This window comes from Paenibacillus sp. Root52 (assembly GCF_001426865.1).
Classification (GTDB): domain Bacteria; phylum Bacillota; class Bacilli; order Paenibacillales; family Paenibacillaceae; genus Paenibacillus.
On record NZ_LMFO01000020.1, the window covers coordinates 1 to 19,566 of the forward strand.

20 protein-coding genes are annotated in these 19,566 nt (G+C 45.0%); all 20 read right to left on the reverse strand.

The features are described from left to right. Positions 1-590: 590 nt before the first annotated feature. The 20 genes from ASD24_RS17010 to ASD24_RS17105 all read right to left on the reverse strand — a co-directional run bounded on the left by ASD24_RS17010 (position 591) and on the right by ASD24_RS17105 (position 19,485). Positions 591-2,213: a LysM peptidoglycan-binding domain-containing protein gene (locus ASD24_RS17010; protein WP_056697915.1), complete on the reverse strand. Its 1,623-nt coding sequence runs from the start codon at positions 2,211-2,213 to the stop codon at positions 591-593. A gap of 198 nt (positions 2,214-2,411) precedes the next feature. Next, positions 2,412-3,296 (reverse strand): branched-chain-amino-acid transaminase, encoded by an 885-nt coding sequence (ilvE, locus tag ASD24_RS17015; RefSeq protein ID WP_056697918.1) that lies wholly within the window; start codon positions 3,294-3,296, stop codon positions 2,412-2,414. A 143-nt stretch (positions 3,297-3,439) separates the two neighbouring features. Then, a complete protein-coding gene (gene pheA, locus ASD24_RS17020) occupies positions 3,440-4,321 on the reverse strand; it encodes a prephenate dehydratase (protein WP_056697921.1) in 882 nt (293 codons plus the stop codon). Beyond that, positions 4,318-5,286, reverse strand: coding sequence for a homoserine kinase (gene thrB / locus ASD24_RS17025; RefSeq protein WP_056697923.1), 969 nt, complete (start codon positions 5,284-5,286; stop codon positions 4,318-4,320). Before thrB ends, pheA begins: the two co-directional genes overlap by 4 nt. Then, positions 5,283-6,353: a threonine synthase gene (gene thrC, locus ASD24_RS17030; RefSeq protein ID WP_056697925.1), complete on the reverse strand. Its 1,071-nt coding sequence runs from the start codon at positions 6,351-6,353 to the stop codon at positions 5,283-5,285. The genes thrB and thrC overlap by 4 nt, the downstream gene beginning before the upstream one ends. 98 nt (positions 6,354-6,451) lie before the next feature. Further along, positions 6,452-7,738 carry a homoserine dehydrogenase gene (locus ASD24_RS17035; RefSeq protein WP_056697928.1) on the reverse strand — a complete coding sequence of 429 codons (1,287 nt, stop codon included), beginning with the start codon at positions 7,736-7,738 and terminating at the stop codon, positions 6,452-6,454. A 103-nt stretch (positions 7,739-7,841) separates the two neighbouring features. Continuing rightward, positions 7,842-8,279 (reverse strand): ACT domain-containing protein, encoded by a 438-nt coding sequence (locus ASD24_RS17040; RefSeq protein WP_056697934.1) that lies wholly within the window; start codon positions 8,277-8,279, stop codon positions 7,842-7,844. Between the two features lie 311 nt (positions 8,280-8,590). Next, positions 8,591-9,901 (reverse strand): GTPase ObgE, encoded by a 1,311-nt coding sequence (gene obgE, locus ASD24_RS17045; RefSeq protein ID WP_056697937.1) that lies wholly within the window; start codon positions 9,899-9,901, stop codon positions 8,591-8,593. Positions 9,902-9,918: 17 nt separating this feature from the next. Beyond that, positions 9,919-10,656 (reverse strand): Spo0B domain-containing protein, encoded by a 738-nt coding sequence (locus tag ASD24_RS17050; RefSeq protein WP_056697940.1) that lies wholly within the window; start codon positions 10,654-10,656, stop codon positions 9,919-9,921. A gap of 151 nt (positions 10,657-10,807) precedes the next feature. Beyond that, positions 10,808-11,119 carry a 50S ribosomal protein L27 gene (gene rpmA, locus ASD24_RS17055; RefSeq protein ID WP_056697942.1) on the reverse strand — a complete coding sequence of 104 codons (312 nt, stop codon included), beginning with the start codon at positions 11,117-11,119 and terminating at the stop codon, positions 10,808-10,810. Between the two features lie 23 nt (positions 11,120-11,142). After that, positions 11,143-11,472 carry a ribosomal-processing cysteine protease Prp gene (locus ASD24_RS17060; RefSeq protein ID WP_056697945.1) on the reverse strand — a complete coding sequence of 110 codons (330 nt, stop codon included), beginning with the start codon at positions 11,470-11,472 and terminating at the stop codon, positions 11,143-11,145. A gap of 14 nt (positions 11,473-11,486) precedes the next feature. Further along, the gene (rplU, locus tag ASD24_RS17065; RefSeq protein ID WP_056697947.1) at positions 11,487-11,798 is read right to left on the reverse strand and encodes a 50S ribosomal protein L21; all 312 of its coding nucleotides are present in this window, start codon (positions 11,796-11,798) and stop codon (positions 11,487-11,489) included. 155 nt (positions 11,799-11,953) lie between these two features. Further along, entirely contained in the window at positions 11,954-13,204 is a 1,251-nt protein-coding gene (locus ASD24_RS17070) for an Rne/Rng family ribonuclease (protein ID WP_056697950.1), read from the reverse strand. Positions 13,205-13,311: 107 nt separating this feature from the next. Beyond that, complete coding sequence (locus tag ASD24_RS17075) at positions 13,312-14,172, reverse strand: M50 family metallopeptidase (RefSeq protein ID WP_056697954.1); 861 nt, start codon at positions 14,170-14,172, stop codon at positions 13,312-13,314. Beyond that, complete coding sequence (locus ASD24_RS17080) at positions 14,165-15,052, reverse strand: peptidoglycan DD-metalloendopeptidase family protein (RefSeq protein ID WP_056697958.1); 888 nt, start codon at positions 15,050-15,052, stop codon at positions 14,165-14,167. The genes ASD24_RS17075 and ASD24_RS17080 overlap by 8 nt, the downstream gene beginning before the upstream one ends. 271 nt (positions 15,053-15,323) lie before the next feature. Next, complete coding sequence (gene minD / locus ASD24_RS17085) at positions 15,324-16,118, reverse strand: septum site-determining protein MinD (protein ID WP_056697960.1); 795 nt, start codon at positions 16,116-16,118, stop codon at positions 15,324-15,326. A 3-nt stretch (positions 16,119-16,121) separates the two neighbouring features. Further along, positions 16,122-16,784 (reverse strand): septum site-determining protein MinC, encoded by a 663-nt coding sequence (gene minC, locus ASD24_RS17090; RefSeq protein ID WP_056697963.1) that lies wholly within the window; start codon positions 16,782-16,784, stop codon positions 16,122-16,124. A 73-nt stretch (positions 16,785-16,857) separates the two neighbouring features. Continuing rightward, entirely contained in the window at positions 16,858-17,391 is a 534-nt protein-coding gene (mreD, locus tag ASD24_RS17095; protein WP_056697967.1) for a rod shape-determining protein MreD, read from the reverse strand. Beyond that, entirely contained in the window at positions 17,391-18,263 is an 873-nt protein-coding gene (gene mreC / locus ASD24_RS17100; protein ID WP_056697970.1) for a rod shape-determining protein MreC, read from the reverse strand. The genes mreD and mreC overlap by 1 nt, the downstream gene beginning before the upstream one ends. A 187-nt stretch (positions 18,264-18,450) precedes the next feature. After that, positions 18,451-19,485, reverse strand: a complete 1,035-nt coding sequence (locus tag ASD24_RS17105; protein ID WP_056697973.1) for a rod shape-determining protein — start codon at positions 19,483-19,485, stop codon at positions 18,451-18,453. Between the last annotated feature and the right edge of the window lie 81 nt (positions 19,486-19,566).

A 19,566-nucleotide genomic window follows, 5' to 3' on the forward strand; every position in this document is an offset into this window, starting at 1 on the left:
GTCCTGAGCCAGGATCAAACTCTCCAATAAAGTATTGAAAAGAGCGATTAGCTCATTTTGAAACTGACGAGATTAAAAATCTCATTTGTGCTTCAAAACCATCCAGTCCGAAGACGTGTACGATTTCTCAGCGTCGATCTTGCAAGCAAGACCGTTACTCACTCGTTGTTCAGTTTTCAAAGATCAAACTTTTTTTCTTCATCAGCGCTGTGTTTCAGCGGCGACTTAAATAATATATCATATCGGTGAATCCAATGCAACAGTTTTTTTATAATTAATTAATTTAGTAGATTCAGTCTCCTGAACACCTCATTAACTTCTAAAAACCGCATCGTTATCACGTAGTCATTATTCTATCATAGCTGCAGCGAACTTTCCAATTGATTTACATTTTTCTTCAATTTATTTAAGCGTGCACTCTAATATAGTTAGATGCACGCTAATGTTTTTTTATCCTTCTCTAAGCTTCTATAATACATGCTCTCTCAAAACGATTATCAACGACATAGTCTAAGAGAGCCAAACCGTAACGGTTGACTCTCTTTATTTGAACTAAATCCAACACTTATCTCATTAATTGCTTCCTACCCTTATTGCTGTATCCAGGGATTACGGCGGCTTTTTGCTGAGCTGCGTTTGTTTGTTTGCGTTTTACGAGCTTCAGCTTCTTTGGAAGATACCGATACTTTAGAAGTTCTTTTGCCTGCTGGCTTGGCAGTTCTTCGTTTCGCTACCCCACTTTTCCCAGCCGATTGTTTCGCTTTGCCACTATTATTGTAATTGTCGTCACCTTCGAAGTTGGACTGACTAAGATTAGCTTCCTCACGACTGCCTTTCTTACCCCCAGTGTGCTCTTGGGATGGATATAGTTCACCAAAAGCGCCTAGCGGGGATGGCGGCACCAAATTTTGCGATGGATACGGATTTTGATATGCGTACTCAACAGGTTGATACGGAACTACAGATGGAGCCATATTGGGATGCCCCCCATATGGACTATACATTCCCCAAGCAGGATCATTGTACCCTGGAGCTACGTGACCATAATTCGGTGCATGTGTATGTCCTCCGCATCCACATGGCGGATATGGAAGTACAGAATAAGGAGAGATAAATGGTGGCTGATTCATGGAATGCTCCGCGGCGAAAGATGGGAACGGGCTATTCACTTGAGCAGAAGGCGCTTGCGGATATGCATTATTTGCCACCATTGGAGCGGAATTTGGCATTGTATTGTTATGATTAAAATCCGGTTCATTATTGGATGATAAGTGTTGCACCTCATATGGACTTATATCCGTTATCCCTGGGAACCCAGCATTGTTACTATACCCAGCAATATACGTTGCTTGTTCCGCAGTATACACCTCTTGTGCAGGCACAGGAACCTGGGTATATGGGTATTCTGCTGGTGCATGGTGAAGTTTACTTCCACAACCACATGGAGATTTGGTCGCAGGTGACACTTCAACTGGAGCTTTTGTATTCGGTATAGCTGGCAAAGGCATAATTTCAGGTGACAGATTCGGCATTGTATACTTTGGAGCTTCTGGGAGAGGCTTCACTTGTGCCGTTGGCGCAAGGTTTTCTTTTTTCTCCGGCTCCTTCGTTGGCTTAACATCTGGAATTTCAGGTAACTGAGGTAACACTTCCAGTTCAGGCATTACATTAGGTGGCACGGGTTTAGCCGGCTTAGGCGTTGGAGCAGGCTGCTCTTTGATTGGTTCAGGTACCACCGGTGTAGGTGGTGGGGATGATGGCACTGGAGCTTCCGGTTTTACCGGCTCCTCTTTTACACCTGTATGTTCTTTTCCCTCAGGAGAGAGCTTTTCATGAGCTGCAACATTACTCGCACCGATCTCTGTTCCTGCGTTGCTCTGACCTTGCATGGAAGGAATGTGTACTGTTTCCCCCACCAGAAGAGCATTTGGGTTTTTCAGTTGTGGATTGGCATTGATCATATCCTTCAGCGGGACTCCCCATGCCTGCGACAACTTCCACAACGAATCTCCTTGCTGAACTTTATGACTGTGTAATACTCCCTCGGGTTTGGGTGTCACAGGTGCAGCAGGAATTTTCACTTTCATCCCAATATCCAACTTATCGGGATCACTGATTTGCGGATTAGCCGCAATAATTTTGTCGAGCGCCACATTATATTTTTGGGACAGCAGATACAATGTGTCGCCTTTTTTCACCATGTGTATTTTCACTGGGAACTAACCTCCTAGACGTGATACTTGGGCAGTGCATTCGCCCATACCGTTACTACATCCTATGCAGAAATTAGGCTAATGACATCACCTAAACAAAAAAAATCCTTCTCTCTTCAAAAACCGCATACTTTGGGGTATGACGATCCCTGATAGATCAGAAGGATTTCACGTTCTAAATTCAGTTATATTCGTTGTTTAGGCTTCCCAAACTTTGTACCCGTCTTTGTCCACAATTTGTCGGAACGCTTCAAGAAGTTTTAATGTTATCGGGCCTGCAACCCCTGAACCGATCGTTCTTCCATCAACCTCATACGCAGCGATGACTTCTGCAGCCGTACCTGTGAAGAAGACCTCGTCCGCGATGTACACATCATGTAGGGTAAACGGAATCTCTTTCAACTCGATGTTCAGCTCACCACATAGATCAATAATTGCCTGACGCGTAATTCCTTCCAAGGCACCAAGGTAACAAGGCGGTGTGTAGACAACCCCATTCTTGATAATAAAAATGTTATCGCTAGAACCTTCAGTAACATAACCTTGAGAGTTCAACATGATCGCTTCGCCTGCACCTGCATAGTTGGACTGGATTTTGACAAGTACGTTATTAAGATAGTTCAACGATTTAATTTTAGGATTAAGTGCGTCCGGAATGTTACGACGTTGGGAGACAGACACAGCTTTCAGACCAGTAAGATAGGCTTCCTCCGGATAGATGGCCAATTGCTCCACAATAATAATCACAGAGGCTTTTGGACAACGCAGTGGATCTAATCCCAAGTTACCAGGACCCCGCGAAACAATTAAACGAATATAACCATTGCGCATATCGTTACGACGTACTGTTTCAGCCATTACGTCTAACATTTCTTCATAAGAGAGAGGGATGTTTAGATTAATGGATTTTGCTGAATCATACAATCGATCCAAATGCGCCTTGCATCTAAAAATGTTTCCGTTATATATCCGGATACCTTCGAAAATCCCATCTCCATACAAAAAACCATGATCGTATACCGAAACAGTTGCGTTCTCCTTCGTCACAAATTGACCGTCCAAATAAATCCACTGTTCTGACATGGATGACTGCACCTCCGTTAAATGTCCTATCCTTCACTCACGAAAAATATCATCAGATTCACTTATTGTACAACAATTGACAAGCATTCACGTGTGAGATTTACCCCATTATTAGTCCCAACCTCTATAAATCCGGCCTATGATTAGGTTGTTTTCAAAGAGGGATACGTAAAACAAGGATAGCTTCCAAGGACACGCACTTGGCAATTCAAAGCCTCGATCTCTGCCATCGCTGCCGTCAGCAACACAGAGTCAACAGCTTCTTTTACATCAATATAAAAATAATAACTGCCGAGCCGCTTCTTCGTTGGACGCGATTCGAGCCTGGTCAGATTCAGCTTACGCCAAGCAAACGCGGACAACACCTGATGAAGAGCACCCGGTGCATCCTCAGGTAATGTAACCAATAGACTCGTCTTTACATGATCCGGTTCACGCGGAATCTGAACAGGCTCATGACCAATCAAAACAAAACGAGTGTAGTTATTGTCATGATCAGTAACTCGCTCAGCCATAATATCCAGGCCATGCTTCTGAGCAGCCAATCTTGTACCAATCGCAGCCCAGCCTTTACCTGGGTTCTTCTTAACCAGCTCCACCGCCTCGGCTGTGCTGTTCACACCCTCTAGATCCGCATCAGGGGAATGTGTACGAATGAAGTTCTGGCACTGCGGGATGGCTACCGGATGAGACATGAGCTTGGTGATTTTCCCAAAATCATATCCACCCTCATCATTCCTGAACTCCGAGCCATGTCCGATAACATTCTGAATTGACGGGTATACCCATTCAGCTTGCATCGCAATATCCACTTCATTAACGAGCCAGTCCATATGTAGACTAACCGAGCCTTCAATCGTATTCTCGATTGGAATGACGCTATATTGAGAATTCCCGCTATCTGTCGCACGGAAAACATCTGAAATGAGTTTGGAGTGAAGCAATTCTAACGGTTCACCATTAAACAGGAAATCGACTGCTTCATGGGAGACTGAACCTTCTGGCAATACTGCAATTCGTTTCATGCATTAACGTCCCCTTTAACTCTGTGCAAAAAAGGTGTGTCGTCTTGATCAGGCAACACCGTAACACCATCGAGATCCGGATCAAGCCACATCGCTGTCGCCGTGATGCCTTCGCGCCCCATGGTATCGATTAAATATTGCTCAAGTTCATTTTTTCGTTGACTATGGCGATCTACAAAGGTTATGACGGTTGGACCAGCACCACTTAATGCAGCACCTAGCGCCCCATGATCTACCGCATACTCCAAAATCTCTGCCATCCCTGGAACTAACGAAGCTCTGTAAGGTTGATGCAAACGATCGGACATCGCTTTATGAATCATATCTAAACGCCCACTCGACAGTGCAGCAACCAAAAGAGAAGACCTGCTGATATTGTGCACAATATCAGACATTCCGAATTGCTGTGGAATGATACCTCTCGCTTTGGTTGTGGATAGTTGAAAGTCTGGGACAATCACTAACGCTTCTAAATCCTGAGCCGGCTCAATACGAATATGATCTACATGATCTCCATCCCAGGCCGCTGCGATAATCCCGCCATACAAGGAAGCACCTACATTGTCTGGATGTTTCTCCAGCGAAGTAGCCATGTCCAAGAGCTTCGCGTCCGATAAAGGTGAACCAATTAACGCATTAGCTGCGGCTAGAGCACCAACAATAGCGGATGCACTACTCCCTAAACCACGTGTAAGTGGAATATTGGACAGCATGGAAATCTCCAATTCGGGAACGGAGACTCCTGCTTCATTGAATACCATCTGTGCAACCTCGTATATCAGGTTAGATTTATCCGTAGGTAAACCAGTTAGATGCTCTCCATGTAGATGAAAGGTCGTCTGCTCAGCAGGTTTCATTTCAAGCCAGGCATACAAAGATAAAGCCATACCCAGGGTATCAAACCCTGGGCCTAAATTTGCTGTACTTGCAGGTACTTTGACTGTAACTTTTTGTTTCAGGCTCATACGGATTGTTGCTCCAGTTGCGCAATCGCCGCCATAACCGCTTCTTCAGTATCTTCCACGACAAGTGGTTCCGTTGCTACTGTTTTGATTGCGATATTTGGATCTTTCAAGCCGTGACCTGTCAATACACAAACAACAGTCTCTCCACCTTTAAAGTATCCTTCTTGTTTCAATTTATATACTCCTGCGACCGAAGCAGCAGATGCAGGTTCAGCAAAGATACCTTCACGAGCCGCAATGGTGCGGTATGCTGTCAAAATTTCTTCATCGGTTACGTAGTTGATCTGTCCACCGGACTCTTCAGCTGCAGCAACCGCTGTTTTCCAGCTTGCTGGATTACCAATTCGAATCGCTGTAGCTACAGTTTCAGGTTCCAGGATCGGTTCACCTTTAACGATAGCCATAGCACCCTCAGCCTCAAAACCAACCATACGTGGCAAGGAATTCGATTTACCTGCCTCTTTGTACTCTTTGAAGCCTTTCCAGTATGCAGAGATATTCCCCGCATTACCTACTGGAATTGCCAATACGTCTGGAGCTTGACCCAATTGATCTACCACTTCAAATGCAGCTGTCTTTTGTCCTTCAATACGGAACGGATTGACAGAGTTTACAAGTGTGATAGGATGTTTGGCTGTGATCTCACGAACAATCTCCAAGGCACGGTCAAAGTTACCATTAATCGCAATAACTTTAGCACCGTAGATCATAGCTTGAGCAAGCTTACCCAGAGCGATGTTGTTATTCGGAATCAACACGATACAATTCAAACCACCGCGAGCCGCATAGGCAGCAGCAGCAGCAGACGTATTACCTGTTGAAGCACACATGATCGTGCGGCTTCCTTCTTCCATTGCTTTTGCTACAGCCATAACCATACCACGGTCTTTGAACGAACCACTTGGGTTCAAGCCTTCATATTTGAAATATAAGTTCAAGCCAAGTTCTTTGGACAGATTTTCTGCATGAACCAGAGGTGTATTTCCTTCTTGCAGCGTAAGCATAGGTGTATTTTCATTAACCGGAAGGTATTCTTTGTAAGTTTGCAGTAGTCCTTGATATCTCATTGTAAGTAAGCTCCTTTGTCGTTTAAAGTTCCACATTGGGTTCTATATAGATTCATTATTGATAGATCATTACATGTATTGTGATTCAATACTGAATGTTAGCCTTCAACTCGGTATACACTCTTAATTCGGCGAATAACGTTAAGTGATTCAAAGTGCCTAAGCACCTTGTCCATGCTAGCCTTGCTTGCGTTATGGGTAACAATAATAATCTCGGCATCAGGGTTAGTCTCATTAGGTTGTTGAACAACCGACGCCAGACTTACCTCATACTCTGCAAAAATTTGCGTGATTTGCGCGAGTACCCCTGCCTTATCGTCTACATGCAACAAGATGAAGTTTTTCGACAAAATCTGTTCGTCGCTTTGAAGCCGTTTAGGTTTATAAGGCACGATCGCTTTGAGACCATTTACGCCAAGTTTTAAGTTTTTGATGACAGCCACGATGTCAGCTACTACAGACGTTGCTGTTGGAAGCTCTCCTGCTCCTGCACCATAGAACATCGTCTCGCCTACCGCTTCACCATGAACATAAACGGCATTGAATACCCCATTAACGGAGGCAATCGGATGATTCTGTCTAACCATCGTAGGCTGAACACTAATCGTGATCTCGTCATCTTGACGGTCAGCAATACCGAGTAGCTTCATTTCATATCCAAGTCTTCTAGCATACGTAATATCTTCACGAGTCACGGATGATATACCGCGGACTGTTACATCCTGCAGCTCAACATTGGTACGAAAACCTAATGTGCTCAATATCGCCATTTTACGAGCGGCATCAAGTCCCTCTACATCTGAGGTAGGGTCAGTCTCTGCGTAACCAAGTGCCTGAGCCTCTGACAAGACCTCCTCATATGAGGCGCCTTCCTGACTCATTTTGGTCAAAATATAGTTCGTTGTGCCGTTAACAATACCCATAATTCGGGTTATTCGATCCGACGAGAATCCCTCAATTAGAGTACGAATGATGGGAATCCCACCAGCTACACTGGCTTCATAAAATACGTCACATTGTTTCTCCTGTGCCTTCGCCAATATCTCAGACCCATGCAGAGCCATCAAATCTTTGTTAGCTGTTACAATATGTTTGCCGCGTTCCAGCGCTTCCAGAATGTACGCTTTCGTCTGATCAATCCCACCCATAACTTCGACGATTACATCGATATCGGGGTGTCGAATAACTTCCCAAGGGTCTTCTGTAAGCTTTGCACGATCAACGGCAATAACGCGATCTTTCTCTGTATTCTTTACAGCAATCTTCTCAATAACAATGGGAGAGCCGACCTGACTGCTCAGATCCTCCTGGTTCCCCTCTACGATGCGAACGACCCCTGTACCTACAGTTCCCAAACCCAACAATCCTACTTTTACTGGTTTCACTAACGACATACCCCCTATATCTCTTCTTGCTGTCACCTCTGTACTGTTGTACATCTGAACAACTTGTTCGACCTATATTGAACGTTATGAAAATAACGTCTCGTTAACCTTGCCCTACAATTCGGGTGCGACGAACACCAGGCATTTCCTGCATTTGCTCCAACATGTCTCCAATCTCTCCGTGAAGATGCGATATTTCTACTGAAATAACAACGTTCGCTCTTCCTTGAAGAGGAATACTCTGATTAATTGTAAGAACGTTAGCACCATAACCAGCCACATGTCCTAACACACGAGACAATATTCCAGACTGATGCTCCAGATCAATGGAAATGGTAACGATTCGTTCTCGCTCCAATTGATTGATCAAATGAATGCCGTCCTTATATTTATAAAAAGCACTGCGGCTTAATCCAACCTGCTCTACGGCTTCATGCACCGTTTTGACATCGCCCGCAGCAAGAAGCTCTTTCACTTGCATCGTCTTCACGACAGCTTCAGGCAAAATGTCTTCACGTACCAAGTAATAGCGTTCGTTCACAGAACGTCCTCTCCTCAAAGACTCATGTATTCATATAGTGGACATTATATAGGATGTAGCGCAAAAGGGCAATACATTACATGTCTATTTTTTAAAAATATGTTCTTCACAGTATACAGCTTATCCCACGTTTATGTTATATCGATTGAACTAAAACCTATCTACACTGTTTTCTCTGTCCTTCGTCGTTCTCATGTAAATGTCTGATTTCATTTATATAAAAACAAAAAAGCACAGAACTGCGGGTTGTTATCCCACTGCTCTGTGCAATTATTTAACCACATTATGCATCGATCCAACGTGAATGACGCTTAGTAGTAACTGCTGCTCTCGACGAATTCAAATTCAAAGTCGCCAATCCGTACAATCGTACCCTCTTCTGCACCACGTTTACGCAACTCATCATCCACACCCATATAACGCAATGTACGCGCAAGTTTGAGAATTGCCTCATGTGAGTTCAGCTGCATACGTTTCATCATGCGTTCAATTTTGGCACTTTCAACAATGAAGGTATCATTCTCACGTACAATGCGGAAGCCTTCATCCTCTTTTTTGTCCAAACTAAACACTTTACGTTCCGAAATATCCGCTACTTCTTCAACAATCGGTTCATCCGGGATCTGATCCAACAAATCAGCCGCACGGTACAACAGCTCTTGAATCCCTTGGCGAGTAAGCGACGAAATTGGCATAACTTCGATATCCGGATGAATCTCACGAACCTGTTGCAAGAACTTTTCTAGATTCTCTGCAGATTCCGGCATATCCATTTTGTTTGCTGCCACAATCTGTGGTCTCTCAGCCAATGCAGGATTGTACTGTTTCAATTCATCATTGATTTTTTGCCAGTCTTCAAAAGGATCGCGTCCTTCTGAACCAGACATGTCAACCACATGCACAATGATACGGGTACGCTCAACATGGCGTAAGAACTCATGTCCGAGTCCGATCCCTTCATGCGCACCTTCAATGAGTCCTGGCAAATCTGCCATGACAAAACTACGACCTTCGCTCACACCAACCACACCCAGATTAGGTGTTATTGTTGTAAAGTGATATGCACCGATCTTTGGTTTAGCTGCTGAAACGACAGATAGCAATGTCGATTTGCCGACACTTGGGAAACCCACAAGTCCTACATCTGCCATTACTTTAAGTTCAAGGACGATGTAACGTTCTTGGCCTTCTTCACCGTTCTCGGCAAGTTCAGGTGCAGGATTATTTGGTGTGGCAAAACGAATGTTACCCCGGCCACCTCGACCACCTTTGGCAACAACAACCTGCTGACCGTGACGTGTCAGATCGGCCAATACTTCGCCGCTGTCCTCATCAACAATGACTGTTCCCGGCGGAATACGAACAATCATATTCTCCGCATTGGCACCGTGTTGACTTTTGTTACGGCCTTTTTCACCACGTGGAGCCTTGAAGTGTCGCTGGTAACGGAAATCCATCAACGTCCGCAAACCTTCATCTACGCGGAAAATGATGTCCGCTCCTCTGCCCCCATCACCCCCGGCAGGTCCGCCGTTTGGTACATATTTCTCACGACGGAACGAAATAATTCCGTCCCCCCCGTCTCCGGCTTTCACATAAATCTTCGCTTTATCTACAAACATTGGTTAACCCCTTCTTCCTATATTCCACACGGCATTCGGAATTGTATAAACGTATCCTCAGACGGAAGTTGCTCCGTTCTGACTTTTTTCCCTTTAAGTACGGCCTCAAGATGCCGTACCGTTTCTGGATCGGGTGTTTGATCCCCATCCAATCGGACAACCACATCTCCATGATCCTGTCCGAAGCTCAAGGTCAGTTTGCGAACCTCTCCCCAAGACGACCGGCCGCCGCCAAATTGATAGGCTCGAATTGCATCCGCAATCGCCCCCGTTAGTGACTCGCCATCCTCGGGAGAAACCAGAGCATTAAGCTGCAACTCTTCCTCAACTTCAACATGCAATTCCAATGCAACTCCACTAGCTCGGAAAGACTGCAGGTAAAACACGAGTGAAGGAATACCTAATTTTGAAATTCGGCTTTCCTCAGTAACCCGTTCCTTTATTCTTTCCACACATTGCACTGATTTATCAAGTTTGCCTAGTCGAAGATATCCATACAATACCTGAAGATCGTTCATCCAGTCATGCCGATGATGATTTAATGATGCGATTGCTGTTTTTTCCATAGATTGTACAATTGTTCTGCGTTCTGCCTCCGCTTGTCTGTTCATCAGATAGAGCGAAACCACCAGCACTGCAACGGACCATAACGCACACACAATACCTGAAATGACTGATGGATACAGCATAACGAAAACCAAAGGAATCAGAAGTGAACATGCCGCAATCCACGGCACTCTTTTCCAAGATTTCATGGCTTCTCCCCGTTCTACACTAACTCGGCTAGTTTAACCCCACCGTATCAAAGTATAACATGTCTTCTCTGTCAGTTCATTAGCGATTACTCTTAAAATACAAAAAGCCTCCGGCAAAAATGCCGAAGGCTCCTTAGGCGGAATGCCGATATTATGCTTCTACTGTAGCTGCTACTGGAGCAACGTCTACAGGATAGATGCTTACTTTTTTACGATCGCGTCCCCAACGTTCGAATTTCACAACGCCGTCAACTTTCGCAAACAAAGTGTCATCTTTACCGATACCCACGTTAGTACCTGGGTGAATTTTCGTTCCGCGTTGGCGAACGAGAATGCTACCACCAGTTACTTTTTGGCCGTCAGCACGCTTAACGCCAAGGCGTTGTGCATTACTGTCACGTCCGTTCTTCGTGGAACCTACACCTTTTTTCGATGCGAACAACTGAAGATTTAATTTCAACATGATTGGTTTTCCTCCTTCTTAAATTATTTGGATTGCTCTATCTTAATATACTTACCGTATGACTCTGCAATATTAGTGAGCATAACTACCATGGATTCGAGTAACAATTGTACCTGAGAAAAAGTTTCATCTTTTGGAAGCAAAGGTAAAGAACCACTTAAAAAGCCATTCTTCATTTTGGTATCCATCTCGATACCAGTCAATGCCTCAATCGAGTTAACTGTACCTACTGTAACAGCAGATACCCCGGCACATACGATATCTTCTCCCCGCTTGGCAAAATTAGCATGCCCTTGGATTGAAAAGCGTTCGATGCTCTCATCCTCATTACGAAAGATTTGAACGATAATCACTTATCGCACCTACCTTACGCTTTGATTTTTTCGATAGTTACTTTAGTGTACGGTTGACGGTGACCTTGCTTCACATGGTAGTTCTTTTTCGGTTTGTATTTGTATACAACAACCTTTTGACCTTTGCCATGTTTCTCCACTTTAGCCGTTACAGTAGCTCCGGAAACCAATGGTGTACCTGCTGTCAAACCTTTATCGTTAGATACAGCCAGGACACGGTCGAACGTTACGCTTTCGCCATCGTTCGCAGTCAATTTCTCGATGAACAGAACATCGCCCTCTTGGACTTTGTACTGTTTACCACCTGTTTCAATAATTGCGTACATTTGCCTTGCACCTCCTCATGTCTCAGACTCGCCCGGTCTCAGGTGACAGCTCCTTGCGGAACCATTCTTGTACCCGGCCAGTGCGGTTACAGCATGTGCAAGACCAAATAGGCTAAACACATACCTGCTGATTATATCACGCAATATATTAAAAATCAATGCAAAGGTGAAATATATCTTTTCCCCGTCCCATGACAGGATGAACATAGCTCCACATAAGGTAGAGTGCTCTCTTCACGCACCTTTTTACGCGTTAGTTCCAACAGTCCCAATTTGGTCCAGCCCATTACAAACGCTTTGGTGCGATCCTTCTTGAGCTCACTCTCCAGTGCTGCGGATACTTCTTGACGATTCGAGGCTTCCGTCATATCAATGAAATCTACGATAATCATGCCACCGATATCTCTTAACCGCATGAGACGCGCAATCTCAATCGCCGCCTGCATGTTCGTTTCCGTCACAGTCTCCTCAAGACTATCTCCACCTGCTCCAGTGTATTTGCCTGTGTTCACATCAACCACCGTAAGCGCTTCTGTATGCTCTATAACAATGTACCCACCTCCGGGTAACCACACCTTACGAGCAAAATCCTTGTTCAATTGCTCTTGCACCCCATAAGCGGCAAATATCGGTTCTGGCCCCCGGTGCACCTGTACTTGTGGCTGGTGTCCTGGACTGATCTCCTCAAGCAGAGTTGTCACTTCACGAGCTTGCTCCTCGCTATCCGTAATCACCACATCACTACCTGGCGTGTATACATCCCTGATGATCCGCTGTACCATACTTTGATCCCGATGAAGCAAGCTTGGAGAAGGCAAACTGTTCGCTTTTTCACGAATCAAACGCCACTGCTCACGCAATGTTTCAAGGTCAGATTCAATCGCCTCACGCTGTTCCTCTGCAGATACGGTGCGGATAATAAGCCCTTCTTCATCCCTCTTGAGCTGATCACCAAGCGCTTTGAGGCGTGAACGATCCCCTTCGCGGGCGATCTTCTTAGACACGGCTATATAATCTGCCATCGGCATATAGACAAGCCATCGACCCGGCAGTGAATAATGAGTCGTCACCCGGGCTCCTTTACTTCCTACGGGTTCCTTCAGAACCTGAACAATCACATCCTGACCCGGACGAAGCAATTCTGAGATCGAAGGCTTCACTTTAGGCTGTTTCTCCAAGTGAGGATGCAACACGTCATCAACGTATAGGAAAGCATTTTTTCTCTGACCAATATCCACAAAAGCAGCCTGCATACCCGGTAATACGTTGACTACACGCCCTTTGAAAAAGGAGCCTAGCAGCCCTCGCTCTCGTGTACGCTCTGCTGTAAACTCCACAGCTTTGCCTTCTTCCAGAAGCGCCATTTGCATGAGGTTATGTTCGTTATGTACAATCATTTGTTTCATGGCTTCACCTCTAGAAGACAATTCACATCATCCACATCCATTTCTATATCATTGCAATACCCATATGTACATGTATTACCCCAATGAAGGGCAGGTTCACCAGCAACTTATGACTTATCAGCATTTTGTTTGAAATAGGAACTGATAATCCGTTGCTCAGGCAACACAGCTAAAATTCGCCCCTGTTGATTCATCACATATACCATATGGTATCTCTCTCTCTTTAATAGACGCAGAATGGTGTCCAAAGGTTTCGCCGGAAATGAGATTATCGGCTGCGCCAAACTGCCCATAGCTGCATGATGGACAAAAGCCCCTTCTCTATTCATTAAGAAGCGGATAAATCGATAAGGAATATTACGATAATCTGTAACGTTAGAGTAGAACAGAAACAGCCCCACTAAGAGAATATTTAATGGGAGTCCGTAATCGCCAGCAATCCAGCGCACCACAGCGTACACAATAACCCCTATACTGACGAGAATACTTATTCTGTACGTCCACATGAGGGTTGTATAATAAGGAGCAATCAGACTGACAAGTGCCTGTACAATTTTACCACCATCCAGTGGCAAGATCGGCAGCAGGTTGAATAAGGCAATAAGCAAATTCCCTTGGATAATGTAGGACAAAAAGATTGGATCTCCAACCTGCATGTATTGCAATAACAATACTACGCCCACCATGAATATGTTCTGCAAGGGCCCTGCCAGCGCAATCGCAATCTCTCGCCAAGCCGTAAGTTTGCCACCATCCTCAATTACCGCCACCCCGCCAAAAGGGAGCATCTGAATAGATACAACACGGCAACCCAGAAGAGCTGCCGCTGCTGCATGTCCACACTCATGGATGAACACAATTGCAAACAATGTGATAAGCTCAATAAAATGACCGGTTACAAGCGAAGCCAACATGATGATGACAAAGAATGGGTGCATGGAAACACGTACATCCCATAATCTAATCAAGGGCAACCACTTCTGCGGGATCTACGTACTGCTCGCCCTCTTTAACAGCAAAATATAAGGTAGCGGCGGGTTGTCCATCATTGCTTGATTTTAGGCTCCCCACTGGAGACCCTGCCTCCACCCAGTCATTCACTTCAACTTCACTCTCGTGTAATCGCCCATATATAGCAGTCATATTGCCGGTATGCTGAATCACAACCGTTATGCCACTTTCCGCTTCCCCCAAAACCTGAAGTACACGCCCAGCATCAGAGCTGGCTACCTGTACAAGGCTTGCACCAGCAGCTTCAGGTACGATTTCCACACCCTTCATGCTCAAGGCAAAAGGCTGAACAATGGTTCCCGAGATCGGTTTTGCCATAAGTGAACGAATGCCTGATCCATTGACAACATCTGTTGTATGTCCTAACACAGGTAAAAAGGAGGGTGGGCCACCTAAGTTCCGATTATACCAGGCGGCCATGGAGGCAAAGTCCATGTCACGATGAAGTGCGTCCGTAATTACTGTTTTGGGTGAGACACTCCATGCATTGTTCAACTGAAACAATCCCCATACCGCACCAAAGATAACAGCACTAATGACTGTACGACGTGCTAACGACTTCACTAGATTAAAACGAACCGGATGATCTGATCCGTAGTATCCATTCTCTTTTTTCCATAAAGTCTCCGGATCTCGCTCTTGCTCCGCTCCCCAATTCTTCGCACTGAATAACCCATTCTGACGATCTGCAACCGGCTCGGTCGGCTGTTTCCTCCATACATTCGAATCTGTGCTAGAACTGACTTCCCGCTCTTGAATAATCTCCCTCGTTGCATCATTCAGCAAACGCCGGATGCGCTCTTCTCTTCTCTGCTTGATTCTGAGTTTGGCATTCATAACATATCCTCCCGCCGAGGCTTGTTTAAGATATTCACTTAGATAAGAACCAGAATTCTCTTACTATATCCTATGAAGGTCCCACTGATAATATGAACAAGCTCTAGGTTATTGCAAAAGACGACTGCAGCACGCTTCTTGCTTTCGTTTATTAGGTTCTGATGACGTTTCTATAAAAGTTTCTATAGACTTCTATAATCGAGAAAACGCAAAAAAAAACCGGGCTGATTGCCCGGCTTTATGTAATAGCTATCTCATCATGGGGACGTATTTAACCCATACCAAAGAATTTTTTGAAGCGTGTGAACGCGCCTTTTTTCTGCTCTAACTGCATCAACGGAACGGTGTCTCCCAAAATACGACGGGCAATATTGCGATATGCAATCGCTGCATTCGAATCTGGATTCATAACCGTTGGCTCTCCGGAATTCGCCGCTTTGATAACCAGTTCATCATCAGGGACAATCCCGATTAGATCAATGTTAAGCACCTGCAGTATACCGTCAATATCTAGCATATCGCCCGACTTCACCATGTTGTTACGGATACGGTTCACAACGAGCTTCGGAGATTGGATATGTGAGCTCTCCAGCAAGCCGATCACACGATCTGCATCTCGCACAGCAGCGTTCTCAGGTGTAGTTACTACGATTGCTTGGTCTGCACCTGCAACTGCGTTCTTGAATCCTTGCTCAATCCCTGCAGGACAGTCAATAATGACGTACTCAAAATCTTTTTTTAGCTCCAAAATAATATCCTTCACCTGTTCTGGTGATACGGAGTTCTTATCTCTCGTTTGTGCTGCAGGCAGCATATATAATTCTTCGAAACGCTTATCTTTTACTAAAGCTTGATTCAGACGGCAGCGGCCATCTGCCACATCACACAGATCATAAATGATCCGATTTTCGAGTCCCATTACGACATCAAGATTTCGAAGACCGATATCCGTATCTACTAGACAAACTTTTTTTCCGAGCAATGCCAGCGCAGTCCCGATATTTGCTGAGGTGGTGGTTTTACCTACGCCGCCCTTACCCGAAGTGATCACGATTGCCTCTCCCATGAGCTACACTCCTTTAAACACATTAAAATCTCGGCGCAACCGAACGATATTGCTCATCTTGTCGATCTGCATCTGATTGTCCTGCAAATAAGCAAATTCCATCCCAGCCTCTCGACTCTCCCATTCATCAGGTGGACGACTGATAATATCTGCAATACGTAGCTGAGTCGGTGCAAAGACCGATGCCGCTATGATCGCAGTTTCGTCCCCACTGATGCCTGCATGAGCCATACCTCTGAGTGAACCCATTATATATATATCCCCGGTACACGTCACCGTGCCGCCCGGATTGATATCTCCAAGAAACAAGAGATTTCCATCATGATGAAGCACCTGACCTGAACGCACCATACCACACATCGTCATAATCGGCGGTGGCCCTTTAACCTCTGGTTTAAGGGCTGGCGAATCAATGGAACGAATGAGTAAATTACCTTTTTGCTTCAATATATCCAGAATCGATTCTTTCTGGTTCTCCGTGACCTCACGACTGCCTAACTTAATATCCACATGAACGATCGGCCCGGTCAAAATATTTTGATGGCTGTGTTCCAGCTTATAGCGGAGCTCATAGAGCAATTCCTCGAATTCACATTGATCGTCCAACAGGAAAACCAAGCCGTCTCGGATGCCTTTAATCGTTACGTGATTCGATTTTACCGTCATAAGCCTGTCCCTCCCATCTCATTACATTTCGTGCCGGAGCCCCCAAGTTCCTGCTTCTGGTCTCACAAATGGTTCAGGATGCTTCTTGTGGCTTTTTCTGCCTCTTCGTAATTTGCTCCATTTGCTTGCGCAAAGGAACATAAATGATCAATGTGAACACAAAATGAATAAATAAATTAGGAATCATATATTCAAACAACGCCCAATCAAATGTCACATGGTTCAGACGGAAAAGCTTGTATAGGAAAAATAGTACCGTGTCATTGAGCAAACTCCCTAAAAAGACAACCGTAACCATGATTGGCAGCGGTGCACGCGGAGCCTGAAAAATGAGTCCGATCATATAAGCAGACAGCCCCATGGAGAAGCCATAAGGTCCGATCATTTCACCATAGAATACCACATCATGGAGAAGCCCAAACAGTATACCGAGCACTAACGCTGTATGTCGATGATGATAGACAGCGAAAAAGAGAATCACAATATAAACCAGATTGGCAGAAATCCGCATCTGCCATGCCTCAGGAATCAGCAGGGGGAGTATCGTTCCCTCAGCAATGAACAGCACGAACAACAACAGAATCAAGACTTGCTTACGCGTAACCACTATTCCTTCACCTCAGGTGGAATGATTACGATAAGCTCTTTCCAATCTAGAAAACTGGCATAAGGCTCAATGGTAGCCGTGCTTGTTAAACCGAATTCACTTTTCTCAACACTTTCGACCTTACCAATTCGCATGTATTTCGGAAAGTTATTAATAATACCTGAAGAAATAATTTCGTCGCCTTCTTTGATATTCGAATCTTCAGCGATCTTCGTCATTTTCAGCATACCTGTCTTCGGATCATAACTCTCGATCATACCAAACACTTTCTCCTTGCCAACGGCTGTAGCCGCAATAGCATTCGAATTGGGATCATTTGCATCCATCGAAGTCAACAAATTAACGGTTGAAGTGTATGAGCTAACATGACTGACTACACCAACAAGCCCCTGCTGAGAAGTTACCGCCATCCCAGGCTGGATACCTGCATTTTCTCCAATGTCGATGTTAATCGTTCTACTGTTAGGATCAGAATTGGCACTAATAACTTGTGCAATACGTGACCCGTAGTTATACCGGTTCTTCTGTTCGTCTGTAAAATTAAGTGCTTCTTGTAATTGCTTGTTCACTTGCTCCATATCATTATACTTCAATCGATCTCGGGTGTAGTGACCCAATGCAATCCGGAGTTCTTCATTCTCTGAATATACCGCACGCATGTTCGCTACATCTTTGAAAAAGCCCGCTACATAAGAAGCGGGCTTGTAAAATACGTATTGTACAAATCCGACTGAATCCTTCAGGAATTTCTCCGGCCAGGATAGAGCGGTTCGCGGTCCGAGCGTAAAGCCCATCAACGCGATAAATGTAACAAGGCCCACCAGCAAAACAAAAAGTCTTTTGTTGCCCAGCAGCTTAAACAGTTCCAACACCCTCTAACATCCATTATTCTCTTCCGAGCCATGCCCGGTGGGGAGACTGTCAGATCATAGTCCCGTCGAGAATATTCACAAGCCTCCCCGGGCAGCGGGTAATAGCTCTTTCGGCTGTACCGACCCTCTTCATTGGCTATTGTCTCTTGAAGATATCGATCTACCTCAAGAGACAATTCGAATACAATTATCGTTTAGAACGAACTGCTGAACTGCTTCTGCTTTTGAATAAATGGATGTTCTCAAGAGCTTTTCCTGTCCCGATTGCCACGCAATCAAGCGGGTTCTCCGCCACAATAACCGGCATACCTGTCTCGCCTGCAAGCAACTTGTCCAAGTTACGCAGCAAAGCGCCTCCGCCCGTCAGAACGATTCCACGATCCATAATATCCGCTGCAAGCTCAGGTGGACACTTCTCTAGTGTTACTTTAACTGCGTCAACGATCGCATTTACCGTATCTGCCAGTGCTTCACTGATTTCGTCAGATGTAATCGTAATTGTTTTTGGCAGACCTGTAACCAGGTCACGACCGCGAATTTCCATGGTCTCCACTTGCTCAAGCGGCATAGCTGATCCAATGTCCATTTTCAATTGTTCAGATGTCCGCTCACCAATCATCAGGTTATATTGACGTTTAATGTATTGAATAACGGATTCATCCATCTCGTCACCTGCCACACGTACTGAACGGCTTGTTACAATCCCGCCGAGAGAAATAACCGCTACTTCCGTCGTACCGCCACCAATATCTACAACCATACTGCCCGTCGGTTCCCATACAGGAAGGTCAGCACCAATTGCAGCAGCAAAAGGCTCTTCAATGGTGTATGCTTCACGAGCTCCAGCTTGTTTGGTCGCATCTTCTACAGCACGTTGTTCAACAGCTGTAATGCCGGAAGGTACACATACCATTACGTTGGGATGACGCTGAAACATTGAACGTTGTTTTTGTGCCTGACGAATGAAATATTTAATCATCGTTGCCGTTGTATCAAAATCAGCGATAACGCCGTCTTTCATCGGACGAATGGCACGGATGTTCCCCGGTGTACGACCAATCATTTTTTTAGCAGATTCACCCACGGCTTCAATGCTTTTAGTATCTGTGCGCAGAGCGACTACGGAAGGTTCCCGCACCACAATTCCTTTTCCACGTACATAAACCAATGTATTCGCTGTCCCCAAATCAATCCCCAAATCTTTCGTAAAACCACCAAACATGACGTAATCTCCTTTTCTGCCTCATATAGCCGCTCCAGCTTGAGAGCTAGAGCGTTTCATTTGCATTCATACCGCAATAGC